11 protein-coding genes are annotated in these 14,904 nt (G+C 74.1%); 9 read left to right on the forward strand and 2 right to left on the reverse strand.

The annotated features are described in order from the left end of the window. Positions 1–1,281: an MFS transporter gene (locus tag EIZ62_RS27960; RefSeq protein ID WP_156695439.1), complete on the reverse strand. Its 1,281-nt coding sequence runs from the start codon at positions 1,279–1,281 to the stop codon at positions 1–3. Positions 1,282–1,479: 198 nt separating this feature from the next. Here EIZ62_RS27960 and EIZ62_RS27965 point away from each other — a divergent pair, with 198 nt between their 5' ends. The 5 genes from EIZ62_RS27965 (at position 1,480) to EIZ62_RS27985 (ending at position 9,720) form a co-directional block, all read left to right on the forward strand. Further along, positions 1,480–2,199, forward strand: coding sequence for a GntR family transcriptional regulator (locus EIZ62_RS27965; RefSeq protein ID WP_156695440.1), 720 nt, complete (start codon positions 1,480–1,482; stop codon positions 2,197–2,199). Positions 2,200–2,369: 170 nt separating this feature from the next. After that, positions 2,370–3,896 (forward strand): hypothetical protein, encoded by a 1,527-nt coding sequence (locus tag EIZ62_RS27970; protein WP_156695441.1) that lies wholly within the window; start codon positions 2,370–2,372, stop codon positions 3,894–3,896. After that, complete coding sequence (locus tag EIZ62_RS27975) at positions 3,893–4,048, forward strand: hypothetical protein (protein WP_156695442.1); 156 nt, start codon at positions 3,893–3,895, stop codon at positions 4,046–4,048. The genes EIZ62_RS27970 and EIZ62_RS27975 overlap by 4 nt, the downstream gene beginning before the upstream one ends. Next, the gene (locus EIZ62_RS27980) at positions 4,045–4,962 is read left to right on the forward strand and encodes a hypothetical protein (protein ID WP_156695443.1); all 918 of its coding nucleotides are present in this window, start codon (positions 4,045–4,047) and stop codon (positions 4,960–4,962) included. The genes EIZ62_RS27975 and EIZ62_RS27980 overlap by 4 nt, the downstream gene beginning before the upstream one ends. 42 nt (positions 4,963–5,004) lie before the next feature. Then, on the forward strand, positions 5,005–9,720 hold the full coding sequence (locus tag EIZ62_RS27985) for a hypothetical protein (RefSeq protein WP_156695444.1): 4,716 nt from the start codon (positions 5,005–5,007) through the stop codon (positions 9,718–9,720). 38 nt (positions 9,721–9,758) lie between these two features. On the opposite strand, the gene EIZ62_RS27990 is transcribed toward EIZ62_RS27985, so the two are convergent. Continuing rightward, positions 9,759–10,169, reverse strand: a complete 411-nt coding sequence (locus tag EIZ62_RS27990) for a hypothetical protein (RefSeq protein ID WP_156695445.1) — start codon at positions 10,167–10,169, stop codon at positions 9,759–9,761. 372 nt (positions 10,170–10,541) lie between these two features. Between EIZ62_RS27990 and EIZ62_RS27995 the strand changes: the two genes are divergently transcribed. The 4 genes from EIZ62_RS27995 to EIZ62_RS28010 are packed head-to-tail and all read left to right on the forward strand — an operon-like array spanning position 10,542 to position 14,883. Then, a complete protein-coding gene (locus EIZ62_RS27995; protein WP_156695446.1) occupies positions 10,542–13,418 on the forward strand; it encodes a sensor histidine kinase in 2,877 nt (958 codons plus the stop codon). Continuing rightward, positions 13,415–13,852, forward strand: coding sequence for a roadblock/LC7 domain-containing protein (locus EIZ62_RS28000; RefSeq protein WP_156695447.1), 438 nt, complete (start codon positions 13,415–13,417; stop codon positions 13,850–13,852). The genes EIZ62_RS27995 and EIZ62_RS28000 overlap by 4 nt, the downstream gene beginning before the upstream one ends. A 10-nt stretch (positions 13,853–13,862) precedes the next feature. Next, positions 13,863–14,291, forward strand: coding sequence for a DUF742 domain-containing protein (locus EIZ62_RS28005; protein WP_156695448.1), 429 nt, complete (start codon positions 13,863–13,865; stop codon positions 14,289–14,291). After that, a complete protein-coding gene (locus EIZ62_RS28010; RefSeq protein ID WP_156695449.1) occupies positions 14,272–14,883 on the forward strand; it encodes a GTP-binding protein in 612 nt (203 codons plus the stop codon). Before EIZ62_RS28005 ends, EIZ62_RS28010 begins: the two co-directional genes overlap by 20 nt. The last annotated feature ends 21 nt before the right edge of the window (positions 14,884–14,904 follow it).

Consider the following 14,904-nt stretch of genomic DNA (forward strand, 5'->3'; position numbering starts at 1 on the left):
CTAGACGAGTTCCCGGCCGCGCGTCTCGGGCAGCCCGAGCAGCGCCAGGACGGCGATGCCGTAGCCGACCGCGCCGAACACCAGCGCCCCGCCCACGCCCCAGCTGTCGGCGAGGAACCCGACGAGGGTGGGGAAGAACGCGCCGACCGCCCGGCCCGTGTTGTACGTGAATCCCTGCCCCGTGCCGCGTACGGCGGTCGGGTAGAGCTCGGCGAGGAACGAGCCGAAGCCGCTGAAGATGGCCGACATGCAGAAGCCGAGGGGGAAGCCGAGGACCAGGACCAGGGCGTTCGCCCCGGCGGGGATGTTGGTGTACGCGAGGATGCACACGGCCGAGAGGACCGCGAAGATGACGATGTTCCGCTTCCGTCCCAGCCGGTCGGTGAGGTAGCCGCCCGTCAGGTACCCGATGAAGGCGCCGGAGATCAGGAACGTGAGGTACCCGCCCGTACCGACGACGGTCAGCCCGCGGTCGTTCTTCAGATAGGTGGGCACCCAGGTGGCCAGGGTGTAGTAGCCGCCCTGGACGCCGGTGGACAGCAGCGTCGCGAACAGCGTCGTCCGCAGCAGACCGGGCTTGAAGACGGCGGTGAGGGAGCCGCGCTCGCTGCTCGCCCTGCGCACCTCGGCCGCCTGCGGCGCGTCCTCCACGTTCCTGCGCACCCAGATCACCAGCAGGGCCGGCAGCGCGCCCGTCCAGAACATCACGCGCCACGCGGTGTCCGGGTCCAGGAAGTGGAACACCAGCGTGTAGACGATGACCGCGAGCGCCCAGCCGGCGGCCCAGGCGCTCTGGACGCCACCGAGGGTGCGGCCGCGGTGCTTGGCGCCGGCGTACTCGGCCACGAGGATCGCGCCGACCGCCCACTCGCCGCCGAACCCGACGCCCTGGAGGGCACGGAAGACCAGCAGGGTCTCGTAGTTGGGCGCGAAGCCGCACAGGACGGTGAAGAGCGCGTACGTGATGACCGTGATCATCAGGGCCTTCACCCGGCCGATCCGGTCGGCGAGGATGCCCGCGGCGACGCCGCCGATGGCGGACACCACCAGCGTGACGGTGGTGAGCAGGCCGGTCTGGCCGCTGCTCAGGCTGAAGTAGGCGGAGATCGCCACCATGCTCAGGGGCAGCGTGAAGAAGTCGTAGGAGTCCAGGGCGTAGCCGCCGAACGCGCCGCCGAAGGCGCGCCGGCCGCGCGGGCCGAGGGCACGCAGCCACGCGAACGCGCCGCTGTCCTCGGGCAGTTCGCCCTGGGCGGGCCGAGGGGTCTGGGTCGTACTCATCTGCACCTCGCAGAGGGGGAGGCGGACCTGAGCGATACAGGGGGAGGGGAGGGGGTGGGACTGGTGCGGTGCCCCCAAGGTAGGGATCGTTGAACGATCCGACAAGGGGTTCGTCCCCTCGTTCTCGCTTCCCCGTTCCTCCTAGGATGAGCGGGGCGGAAGCCGGGGGCTTACGCGACGGACGAGAAGAGGGTGCTTGTGGGGACGACCGGCCCGGAGAGCGGCGGACTGGCGGACGACCGCGCACTGCTCGGGCGTACGAGCACCGCGGAGCGGGTCGCGGACATCCTGCGGACCCGGATCGCCGAAGGCTTCTTCCCGCCCGGCACACGGCTCTCCGAGGACAGCATCGGCGGCGCGCTGGGGGTGTCCCGCAACACCCTGCGGGAGGCGTTCCGGCTGCTCACCCACGAGCGGCTGCTCGTCCACGAGCTGAACCGCGGGGTCTTCGTCCGCGTCCTCGCCGTCGACGACGTCACCGACATCTACCGCACGCGACGGCTCGTCGAACGCTCGGTCCTCCACGACCTCGGCGAGCCCCCCTTCGAGCTCGGCGGCCTCGTCCGCGCGGTCACCGGCGGGGAGCGCGACGCGAGGGACGGCGACTGGAAGGGCGTCTCCACCGCCAACATCCACTTCCACCGGGAGCTGGTCGCCCTCGCGGGCAGTGACCGCATGGACGAGCTGATGCGCGGCGTCCTCGCCGAACTGCGGCTCGTCTTCCACATGGTGGACGACCCGCGGGCACTCCACGAGCCCTATCTCATTCGAAACCGGAAGATTCTGGACGCCCTGCGGGCGGGGGAGCGGACGAAGGCCGAGCGGCTGCTCGTGGAGTACCTGGACGACTCGCGTGACCAGTTGGTCCAGGTTTACACCCATCTGATGGCCGGTGACCCGCCGACGCCCACCGGCTGACACCGGCTGACACCGGCTGACACCGGTCGACCCGGGCCGGCAACGGCCGGCCCGCCCGGCGGTCACCCGGCCCGCGCCGCGGTCGCCGGCACCCGCCGGCACACCGGCCCCGCCACCGCCCATCTGCGCCGTTTCGACCGTTGTCAGTGCGAGGACCTAATCTGTGCAGCGTGACTTCGCCTGCCTCGACGGAATTCGTTCCGCCCCAGCTCAGCGCGGGGCCGCGGCCCGCGCAGGGCCCGGCCGCCGACGAAGGGCTCGCGCGGCGGCTGCGCGCGCTCGCGTGCACCGCGCCCCTGCACGACCTGGACGCGCGCAAGGCGAACCTGGCGGGGGAGTACTCGACGTACGCCATGGCGGAGGTCGCCCTCGCCGCGATCGACCTCGTCACGCTCAACATGGACTTCGACACCGGCGCCGACCACGAGCAGATCGTCGCCCGCCTGCTCCCCAGAGTCGCCGCCCAGGCCCCCCGTCGGCCCGCCGCCGAGCACGAGCGCGTCGCGCGCTGGGTCCTGGAGAACCTGATCAACGTCGGCAGCGTCGACCGCGGATTCCGCGCCGTGTACGGCACGTTCGGCACCGACGGCGTCTACGTCCGCCGCGACTACGACTTCAAGCTGATCGAAGAGGTCCCCGGGTACGGCGGCACCGTCTACCTCCGGACCACCGACGAGGCGGTCAACGTCCTCGTGGGAGCCCTCGACACCGACGTCACCAGCGCGCAGATCGCCGCCGAGGTCAAGCTCGAGGTCCTCATCAGCCGCGGCCGGCTCGCCGACGCCCAGCTCGCCGCCGAACAGGCGCGGTACCGCACCGTGCAGTACGCGGAGACGCTCCGCAAGACCCTGGAGGCCACGCGGCGCAACGTCCGGGCCGTCGACTGGCTCAGCGCCGTGCCCGAGATGATCGACGAGGCGCTCGACCACGTCGCCGACCGGTACCGCCACGAGAACGCCATCCTGACCAACATCCGCAAGGCCCGCGACGAGGCGGAGGACCACGAGCACAAGCGGCGCGCGGCCGAGCTCGTCGACATCGTCAAGGACTGCATCCGCCGCCACACCCAGCTCCAGTCCCGGCTCCTGGAGGCCGGGCCGCTGTTCCGGGCGGAACAGGACCGGCAGGCCTTCGGCCGGCCCACCGCCCGGACGGGACTCGACCTGTACGGCCAGCTGGTCGCCCCCGTCCTGCCGCTGCCGGTCGAGGAGGCCATCAAGGTCACCGACGCCTGGTTCACCCACGGCACCGGCCTCCTCGCCCCCGGTTCGGTACGCATGGGGGACCTGGTCGACCTGCTGCTCACCCCGCCGGTGGAGCGGGAGCACCTGGGCGCCGAGATGCCCGAACCGGACCTGATCGCCACCCCGGACGACAGCCGGTTCAGCGAGGCGCAACTGGCGAGCGCGATGGAGCTGCTCGACCTCGAGCACGACGCGCCCCGCCGCCTCTCCGGCCTGCTCGCCGAAGCCCGCGACCGCGACCCCGAACTGCCCTACCTGGTGGCCCTGCTGGCCGTGCACGCGGCGAGCCCCCCGGTCGGCACCGCCTACCGGCAGGGCGAGGAACGCCTGTTGTTCGCCGTCGACGACGGCACCGAGCTGGACGACCCGGAGTTCGGCGGCGCCGACCTGATCGTGGGCACCGCCCTGCTGGACGCCGCCGGCATGGCCGCCGACCGCACGGACGCCACATGACCGCCCCGCGCACCCACGCCCACGGCCGCCACGCCGCCCCCGCCGGCCCGCCCCCGGCCCGGCCCGCCACCCCCGCACCGCCGGCCGTGACGGGGCCGCCCGCCCCGTCCACCCGCACCGGAACCGCCCGCACCGAGGAGACCCAGCCGTGAGCGACCACCACGCCGAGCACGCCGACGCGTGGGGCGAGCCGGACACCGCCCAGGCGGCCCAGCCCGCCACGCCCGCCCCCGCCGGCGCCCACGCCGTCACGCCCGCCGACGCGGCCGACGCCGCCCGCCTGGTCTCCTTCGGGCTCCAGCCCAAGCTGCTCCCCGCCCGCGACGCCGAGTACGCCGACCTGCTGCGCCGCTACCGCGAGGAGCCCGCCTTCGCCCGCCTCGCCGACGCCGTCGCCACCGGCCTGGGCCTCATCGTCCTGGAGGTCTCCCCGCGCGCCGGCATGGCCGTCACCGCCGCCGAGGACTCCGTCTTCGCCGTCCGCATGGGCGACTACGCCCGCCGCGCCTCCACCGACTCCGGCGACCGCTTCCTGCACGGCCTCGCCCACCTCGCCGTCGCCGCCATGGCGTTCCCGCGCCCCGAGGACCTCGCCGACGACACGTACATCGGCCGCATCACCGTCAACGGTGTCGACGCCTTCGTACGCCAGGCCTGTCACCGCCTGGAGGAGCGCGCTGAGGAGCAGGGCGAGAACACCGACCCGGCGACCGACGCACCCGGGCTGGAGGCCGCCTGGCGCATCTACGCACGGCGCAGCGCGACCGGCGCCACCAAGGACGCCCGCCGCCTCGCCGGCTCCACCACCGGCATCATCGGCAAGGCCGTCGCGTTCCTCACCGACTCCGGGTTCCTCCAGCGCACCGGGGACGAGGGCGGCGGCTCCTACCGCACCACCGCCCGCTACCAGCTCCAGGTCCGCGACATGGCGGGCAGCGCCGCCATGGCCGAACTGCTGGAGCTGGGCGTCGTCCCGGTCAGCGACGGATCGGCCACGCTCCTGCCGCCGCCCGAGGGCGACGACCTGGAACTGGCCGCCGACGCCGGCCTCCCCTTCCACGCCTGACACACGCGCATCACCCCAGCACACGACTGAGAGTCCGCCGCCATGTACGAGTTGTCCCGGGTCCGCCTCTACTCCATCGGGCCGGCCGGTGCGCGCTACGCCGACACCGTGCTGGACCTGCGCGGAGTGGGCGCACCGGTGCCCAACCCCGCACCCACCCAGGCGGAGTTCTTCGAGGAGGAGCCGGTCGGTCCGCCGCGCCGCCCCGCCCCCGCGGGCGTGCTCTTCCTGGAGAACGGCGGCGGCAAGTCCGTCCTCCTCAAGCTGATCTTCTCGGTGATGCTGCCGGGCCACCGCAACACCCTGGGCGGCGCCAGCTCCGGCGTGCTGCGCAAGTTCCTGCTCGCCGACGACTGCGGCCACGTCGCCCTCGAATGGCAGCACACGCTCACCGGTGAACTCGTCGTCGTCGGCAAGGTCAGCGAATGGCGCGGCCGGCAGGTCTCCAACGACCCGCGCAAGTTCGCCGAGGCCTGGTACTCCTTCCGTCCCGGCCCCGGCCTCAGCCTCGACTCCCTCCCCGTCGCCGAGGCCACCTCCGTACGCCCGGCCGCCGAGGGCATCTCCGGCGCCCAGGGCCGCCGCCGCACCATGAAGGGCTTCCGGGACGCGCTCACCGAGGCGGGCAAGGCCTACCCGCACCTGGAGGTGTACTGGGAGGAGATCCACGACCGCTGGAACGAACACCTCGGCGACCTCGGCCTCGACCCCGAACTGTTCCGCTACCAGCGGGAGATGAACGCCGACGAGGGCGAGGCGGCCGGCCTCTTCGCCGTCAAGAAGGACTCCGACTTCACCGACCTGCTGCTGCGCGCCGTCACCGACACCCGCGACACCGACGGTCTCGCCGACCTCGTCAGCGGCTTCGGCAACAAGCTCGGCCGCCGCGCCGAGCTCACCGCCGAGCGCGACTTCACCGCCGGCTCGGTCGACCTGCTCGGGCGCATCGTCGAAGCGGCCGGCACACGCGCGCGTGCCCGCGACGTCCACGCCGGCGCCGAGCGCCGCACCCGCTCGCTGGCCCGCCGCCTCGCCGCCCGCGCCACCGGGGAACGCGGCCGCACCGCCGAACTGGCCGAACAGGTCACCACCGCCGCCTACGCCGTCACCGACGCCGAGCAGGCGCGCGCCCACAGCTCCCGCATCGCCGCCGAGCTGGCCTACCGCCACGCCTCCCTGGCCCTCACCGCGGCGGAGAAGGGCGCCGCCGCCCAGCGCCGCGAACTGTCCGACGCCCGCACCCTGCACGCCGCCTGGCAGGCCGCCGAAGCCGTGCTCAGGCACCGCGCCGCCGCCGACCGCTCCGCGCGCGTGGCCGCCGCCATCCGTGAGGCCGAGCGGGACGCCGCCCCCGCCCTCGCAGCCCGCGCCAAGGCCGCCGCCGACCTCGTACGGGCGCTGCACACGGCGGCCGAGGAGGGCGAGCGGCTCGCCGACGAGGAGGAGGAGCGCTCCGCCGCCCTCCAGGAGGCGGGCGAGACCGCGCACCGGGACGCCACCGCCGCCGCCACCGAGGCCCAGCGCGCCCGCAGCGAGGCCGGGCACCTCCGCCAGCGCCTCGCCGAGGTGGAGCAGGAGACCGCCGAAGCGGTACGGGCCGGCTGGCTCGACGACACCGCCCCGGACGCCGACCCGGCCCGCGCCGCGCTCGCCGCCAGCGACGCCGAGAAGACCACGGTCGCCGCCTGGGACACCGCCCGCGACGCCGCGCGCACCGCCGCCGAGCGGGCCCGTGAGGCCGCCGCCACGGAGAGCCGCGCCGAACTGGCCGCCGCCCGCGCCGCGGACGCCGCCCAGGCCGCCGAGAACGCCTACCGGGCCGAGCACCGGGCGGCGGAGGCCATCGCCGCCGAGGAACGCCTCGCCGAGCTGCTCAGCCTCCCCGCCGCCGCCCGGCCCGCCGTGCCCGGCCCCCGCCAGGACGCGGACACCCGCCCGGCCGCAGCGGCCGAGCCGGACCAGGATCACGGCCAGGACCCGGGCCAGGATCAGGAGGCGGGCACAGCCCCGCGCGCCGCCCAGGGCCCCCTCACGGTCGAGGAGTTCGACCGGTACGCGGACGAACTGCGCGACCTCCTCGACCAGGGCATCTCCTCCGCCGAACGGAAGCTCTTCGAGCTGCGCACCGCCGCCGCGGACGACGCCCGCATCCTCGGCGCCCTCGGCGACGGCGGACTGCTGCCGCCCGGCCCCGACGTCCTCGCCACCGTCGAGTACCTCGGCGAACAGGGCATCCCCGCGCTCCCCGGCTGGCGCTACCTCGCCCAGGCGGTCGACCCCGCCGACCACGCCGCCGTGCTCGCCGCCCGGCCCGAACTGGTCGACGGCGTCGTCATCACCGACCCCGTCTCGTACGCCAGGGCCCGCGAGGTCCTCGCCGGCGCGGCCCTCCTGCCGCGCTCCGCGGTGGCCGTGGGCACCGCCGCCGCGCTCCTCGCCCCCGTACCGGCACCGAGCACCGCGGGCGACGACCCCGGCGTCTTCCTCGTCCCGCCGAACCCGGCCATGCACGACGAACACGCCGCCGACGAGGAGCGCCAGGCGCTGCGCGCCCGCGCCACCGCCCGCGACGAGGAGATCCGCGCCCTGGCGGGCCGCCTCACCCGCGACCGGTCGCTCGCCGCCCGCATCGGCTCCTGGCGCGCCGACTGCCCGCCCGGCATGCTCACCGAACTCGCCGAGGCCGCCGCCTCCGCCCGCGACGCCGCCGAAGCCGCCGAGGCCATGCTCGCCGAGGCCCGCACCGTACGGGCCGAGGCCGACGAGGCGGCGGCCGACACCGCCCGGGTGCGCGACGAACGGCAGGAGGCCGCGCAGCGGGCCCGCCGGGTCGCCGACGCCCTCGCCGGGCTGGCGTTCCGGCTGCGCGAGCGGGCCGGCTGGCAGGCCAGGCTCCGCGAACTGGCCGACGAGACCGCCGAGTACGAGGCCCGCGCCCAGACCTGCCTGGAACGGGCCCGAGCCGCCGACGAGGACCGCCGCGCCGCCCAGCGCACCGCCGACGACGCCCACCGCACCGCCCGCGCCCTGCGCGCCGAGCGGGCCGAGATCGCCGGCGCCCCGGAAACCCTGCCGGAGGCGGACCCCGACGCCCCGCGCGTCCCGCTCGCCGCGCTTCGCGAGGCGTACCGCGCGGCCTCCCAGCTCTACGAGAAGGTCGGCGTCGGCGCCGACCTGCGCGCCGAGCAGGCCCGCGCCGAGAGCGACGAGAGCGCCGCCCTCGCCGAACTCGACCGCCTCACCAACAAGGTCCGCACCCGCGCCGCCCAGCTGCTGGAGAGCCCGGACGGCGCCGACGGGCCGTCCCGCCAGGCCGCCGCCGCCCGCGCCGAGTCCCTCGTCCAGATGCTGGAGACCCGCGCCTCCGAGGCCAGCGAGAAGCTCGGCCGCCTGCGCGGCGAGGCCGAGCGCCTGGCCCCCGCGGACGGCGAGTCCCACACCGTCCTGCCCGAGGAGCTCGTGCCGGCCGACGCCGGACACGCCCAGACCCTCCTGCGCACCGCCACCACCGAGCTGGCCCTGCGCACGGACGCCCTGGAGTCCGCCCGCGCCACCCACGCCCGCCTCCTGCACGCCCACCGCACCGCCGAGGACGCGGCGGGCGGCTTCGACGAGACGGCCGCCCTCCTGCGCGACCTGCTCCGGGAGCACACCGACGAGGACCAGGAGACCCCCGAGGCGTACCCCGGCAGCCTGGAGGAGGCCCGCCAGTCCGCCGCCGAGGCGCGGCGCTCCCTGCGCGGCTGCGCGGCCGACCTCTCGGCCGCCGACGCCGCCGTACGCGAGGCCTGTGACGTCCTCGTACGCCACGCCAACTCCACCCGCTACGAGCAGGTCCGCACCCCGGCCCGGCAGCAGATCCGCGAACTGCCCGCATCGGCGCTGCCCGAGCACGCCGCCCAGTGGGCCGACGCCTTCGCACCCCGGCTGCGCGTCCTCACCGACGAGCTGGCGCAGCTGGAGCGCAACCGCGACTCCATCGTCGACCGGCTGCGGGGCCTGGTCGAATCCGCCCTGGCCACGCTCCGTTCGGCCCAGCGGCTGTCGCGGCTGCCCGAGGGCCTCGGCGAATGGTCGGGCCAGGAGTTCCTGCGCATCCGGTTCGAGGAACCGGACCAGGCGACGCTCGTCGAGCGGCTCGGCGAGGTCATCGACGAGGCCACCCGCGCGGCCGTCAAGAAGAACTCCGACATGCGCCGGGACGGCATGTCCCTGCTGCTGCGCGGCGTCCAGGCCGCCCTCGAGCCCAAGGGCGTGGCGGTCGAGATCCTCAAGCCGGACGCGGTGCTGCGCGCCGAGCGGGTCCCGGTCGGTCAGATGGGCGACGTGTTCTCCGGTGGCCAGCTGCTCACCGCCGCGATCGCCCTGTACTGCACGATGGCCGCCCTGCGCAGCAACGACCGGGGCCGCGACAAGCACCGGCACGCCGGCACGCTGTTCCTCGACAACCCGATCGGCCGCGCCAACGCCACGTACCTGCTGGAACTCCAGCGGGCGGTGTCCGACGCGCTCGGCGTCCAGCTGCTCTACACCACGGGCCTGTTCGACACGACCGCGCTCGCCGAGTTCCCGCTGGTCATCCGACTGCGCAACGACGCGGACCTGCGGGCGGGCCTGAAGTACATCAGCGTGGAGGAGCACCTGCGCCCCGGCCTGCCGCAACCCGCGACCGAGGGCGAGACGGTGGTGCACGGCGAGATCACCGCCACCCGCATGTTCAAGCGCGCCACGACCGCCGAGACGGCCCTGGCCGACTGACCCGCCCGGCGCCGCCCACGGTCACGACCGTCCGGTACTCAGGCCCGCGACAGCCGGTTGTCGCCCGCGCGTTGCCGCCCGCCTGTGCGGGCGGCGGCGCGGGCCTCGGCACGGGCGGCGCGGCGGGCACGGCGCCGCTCCCGCCGCAGCCGGCGAGCCGTACTGCTCGGCGTCGACACGACGCCATGCCGCTGGTTCCACACCTGCCGGGTCACCCACACGTCCAGCACGGACCAGGTGGCGACCACCGTGCTGCCGACACTGCTGAGCACCATCGGGAACGCCAGCCAGGACGCCGTGAGCGTGCAGAAGAACGCCACCATCGCCTGTATGAGCGTCAGCGCCGTGATGAGTACGGCCCGGACCGCCGCCGTACGGACCGGATCGGGCATCCTCCGCCTCCCCACCGGCTCGTCCACCCACAGTTCGCGTCCCGCTGCCGTCTCCATCCGAACCGCCACTCCCCACGACCGACCGTCTCAAGGGTGGCTGCCCGCCTTCAGCCGGATTACGCCGACCGTTCTGGCCTCCCCGTACAGGAGGACGAACGGCGCACGGCGATGATTCCCCCCGATAGGTGCAATTCCAGCCATCCATCCACTCGGCCGAAGTGACGCCCCGCCAGGTGTCCTGTGACACAGCGGTAAAAGTCAACTCGCCGAATACCAGGACAACTCATGATCTGCGGCGCGAGGTGCGGCTGAAAATCGCCCGGACGTCCCTTCGAGTTGTCCGTGGTGCAGTAGTAGGCTCGCGCCGTTTGTTGATGTGTTGATGTGTACACCCGCGCCGGACAGCGGCGGGTGCGAGTGGGGGAGGCCATGCGCTTTCGCGGGAAGTCGATCCGCAGGAAGATCGTGGCGTTGCTCCTCGTGCCGCTCGTCTCCCTCACCGGCCTGTGGGGGTTCGCGACGTTCATCACCGGCCGTGAGGCCGGTCAACTCCTGGACGTCGGGCACATCGTCGAGAAGGTCGCACACCCTCTCGAGGAAACGATCCACGTCATCCAGCAGGAGCGCCGCCAGACGCTGATCTACCTGGCCGATCCCCGCTCCGCCGAAGCCCTCCCCGTGCTCCACCGCGACCGCACCTCGACCGACCGGGCCATCGCGCGGATCCGCGCCAGCGCGAAGGACCCCGAGGTCGTCGACGCCCTGAGCGACCAGGCCGCCCGCAGGCTCGACTCCCTCCTCGCGGCCTTCGACGACCTCACCTCGCTGCGCCGCTCCGTCGAGAGCCGCGCCATCGGCCGCATACAGGCACTGGATTTCTACAACCGCGTCGTGGACCCCTGTTACGGCTTCCTCACCAACCTCCACGCGCTGGAAAACGTGGAAATGGACAAGCAGGGCCGCGCCCTGGTCGGCATCGTCCGCGCCCGGGAGATGCTCTCGCGCGAGGACGCCCTGGTGGTCTCCTCCCTCATCAGCGAGCGGATCACCGCCCAGGAGATCCGCGCGATATCCGATCTCGCCGCCCACCGCGAGCTGCTCTACGAGGTCAACCTGGAGCTCATGCCCGGCTCCGAACGCGACGTCTTCCAGGCCTACTGGCGCGGCCCCGACACCGAACCGCTGCGCGACGCCGAGGACGCACTGCTCGCCGCCGGCCCCGGTGACGAGCCCCGCACGCTCGACGCCGCGCGGTGGCAGGACATGGCCACCCCGGTCCTCGAGGAACTCGCCCGCGAGAACACCGAGGCGGGCCACCGCTTCGGGGACCGCGTCGAGCCCGCCGCCCGCAGCGTCCTGCTCAAGGTCGGCGTCGCGGGCGTGCTCGGCTTCCTCGCGCTGCTCGTGTCGGTCGTCGTCTCCGTACGCATCGGGCGAGGCCTCGTGCGCGACCTGCGCCGGCTGCGCAAGGAGGCCCAGGAGGTCTCCGGCGTGCGCCTGCCCAGTGTGATGCGCCGCCTCGCCGCCGGCGAGCAGGTCGACGTCGAGACCGAAGTCCCGCACCTGGAGTACGAGAAGGACGAGGTCGGCCAGGTCGGCCAGGCACTCAACACCCTCCAACGGGCCGCCGTCGAAGCGGCCGTCAAGCAGGCCGACATGCGCCGCGGCGTGTCCGAGGTCTTCGTCAACCTCGCCCGCCGCAACCAGGTGCTGCTCCACCGCCAGCTCACCCTCCTCGACACCATGGAGCGGCGCACCGAGGACACCGAGGAACTGGCCGACCTGTTCCGCCTGGACCACCTCACCACCCGCATGCGCCGCCACGCCGAGGGCCTGGTCATCCTCTCCGGCTCGGCCCCCTCCCGGCAGTGGCGCAAGCCCGTCCAGCTGATGGACGTCGTACGGGCCGCGGTCGCGGAGGTCGAGGACTACGAGCGCGTGGAGGTGCGGCGGCTGCCGCGCATCGGCGTCGGCGGTCCCGCCGTCGCCGACCTCACCCACCTGATCGCCGAACTCCTCGAGAACGCCACCGTGTTCTCCCCGCCCCACACCGCCGTCCACGTCCACGGCGAGCGGGTCGCGAACGGCTTCACCCTGGAGATGGACGACCGCGGCCTCGGCATGACCCCGGAGGCCCTGCTCGACGCCAACCTGCGGCTCGCCGAGACCCCCGAGTTCGAGCTCTCCGACACCGACCGGCTCGGCCTCTTCGTGGTCAGCCGCCTCGCCCAGCGCCAGAACGTGCGGGTCTCGCTCCAGCCCTCCCCGTACGGAGGGACCACCGCGGTCGTGTTCATACCGGCCGCCCTGCTCACCGACGCACCCGAGACCCAGGGCGCCGGATTCCGGCTGGACCGCAAGGGAGGCAAGGAGGCGCCGCCCCGGCGCGCCGCGCTCACCACGGCGCCCGCCGGCCGCTCCGCCGCCACCGGCCCCTCCGTCCTCGACGGACCGGTCGAACTGGAGGCCCCGGTCGGCGCGCTGGGCCTCGACGACCGGCTCCCCGGCCTCACGGACCTCGACGACCGGCTCGACGACCGTATCGGTGACCGGATCGGTGACCGTATCGGCGACCGGTTGGGCCACCGGCCGGGTGACCGGCTGGGCGACCCCGCCGGTGATCCCGACGAGACGGACGGCGAGCGCGGCGGGCTGTTCCGCCCCCGGCCACCACTCCGCCCGGTGTCCGGCCTCCACGGCGACCTCGGTGACCACGAGCAGCACCAGCAGGCGGCCGAACAGCTTCCCGGGCGCCCCTCGGACGGCCCCGTCCCGCTGCCCCGCCGCAAACCCCCCACGCTCGTCGCGCACCGCGGCCGGCGCCTGGACGAACGCGGCCGTACGCACCCGGCCCCCGGCACGCCGGAGACACCCGTGACCCGCGAGACCCGCCAGTCACGCGACACGCACGAGTCCCGCGAAGCACCCGAGCCGCACGAACCACCCACGCCGTCCGGCACACCCGGGTCCTCCGCGACCCCCGGCGGCGACGACGCCACCCTGCTGCTCCGGGGCCTTCCACGACGGGTGCGCCAGGCGAGCCTCGCGCCGCAGCTGCGGGAAGCGGCCCGCAGGGCGGCCGCGGAGGACCGGGACGCCGACCGGGATCCAGGACATGCCCCAGGACGCGGTCCAGAACGCGACACGGAACGCGACACCGAGCGCGAGGCGGAAGAAGTACGCAGCCGAATGGCGGCGATGCAGCGCGGCTGGCAACGGGGACGCAGGCAGAACGCCGAAAGCGCCTCACCCGCCGACCGCGGCGAGACAGCACCAGGAACGACACCGGAGGGGGACGGTCCATGACCGCACCGAACGCCGCAGCACCCGATTCGACCGGCTCGGCCGGCGAGCTGAACTGGCTCCTGGACGAACTGGTCGACCGGGTGGGATCCATCCGCAAGGCACTGGTGCTGTCCAGCGACGGCCTGGCCACCGGGGCCTCCAAGGACCTCAGCCGCGAGGACAGCGAGCACATGGCGGCCGTCGCCTCCGGCTTCCACAGCCTCGCCAAGGGCGTGGGCCGCCACTTCGACGCGGGGCGGGTCCGCCAGACCGTCGTCGAGCTGGAGGAGGCGTTCCTCTTCGTGACGGCCGCCGGCGACGGCAGCTGCCTCGCCGTGCTCGCCGACGCCGACTCGGACGTCGGCCTCGTGGCGTACGAGATGACGCTGATGGTCAAGCGCGTCGGCGCCCATCTCGCCACGGCACCTCGGACCGGACTGCACGCCGGAGGGTGAGGGGGATGAGATGAGTGACGCAAGCGGGCGGCAGAGCCGGCACAGGCGCCGGGACCACCAGGAGCCGCACCACTGGTTCGACGACGACGCGGGCCCGGTGGTCCGCCCGTACGCGATGACACGCGGCCGTACCAGCAGCGCCACCCGTCACCGCCTCGACCTCATCGCGGTCGTCGTCCCCGAACCCGCGGCCGACGACCCCGGCCGCGACCAGACGCTCTCCCCGGAACACGTGGAGATCGTCGAACGGTGCAGCGACCTCCCACGGTCGATCGCCGAGCTCGCCTCCGGGCTGGACCTCCCCGTCGGGGTGGTCCGCGTCCTGGTCGGTGACCTCGTCGACGACGAACTCGTCCACGTCACCCGTCCCGTACCGCCGGCCGAGCTGCCGGACGTCAGCATCCTCCGTGAGGTGATCAATGGCCTTCGGGCGCTCTAGCACCGGCCGCAGGAAGCGACCGGTCGAGCCGGTGACGCTGAAGATCCTGGTGGCGGGCGGGTTCGGGGTGGGCAAGACCACCATGGTGGGCGCCGTCAGCGAGATCCGCCCGCTGCGCACCGAGGAGTCCCTCACCGAGGCGGGCCGGCCCGTCGACGACCTGGAAGGCGTCGAGGCGAAGACCACGACCACGGTCGCCATGGACTTCGGACGCATCACGCTGCGCGAGGACCTGGTCCTGTACCTGTTCGGTACGCCGGGGCAGGACCGCTTCTGGTTCCTGTGGGACGAGCTCGCGCAGGGCGCCCTGGGCGCCGTGGTCCTCTGCGACACCCGCCGCCTGGAGGACAGTTTCGCCGCGATCGACTACTTCGAGCGGCGCGCCATCCCCTTCGCGGTGGCCGTCAACCGCTTCGAGGGCACGGCACGGTTCCCCGGTGAGACGGTGCGGGCGGCGCTCGACCTGGACCCGGAGGTGCCGCTGCTGATGTGCGACGCGCGGTCGCGGGAGTCGGTCAGGGACGTGCTGGTCGCGGTGGCCGAGCACGCCCTGACGCTCGCCGCCCGCACCCGCGAGCCCGTCACCACCTGACGTCACGCCGGGCTCGCCCCC

The sequence above is a fragment of the Streptomyces ficellus genome (genome assembly GCF_009739905.1).
GTDB classification, from domain to species: domain Bacteria; phylum Actinomycetota; class Actinomycetes; order Streptomycetales; family Streptomycetaceae; genus Streptomyces; species Streptomyces ficellus_A.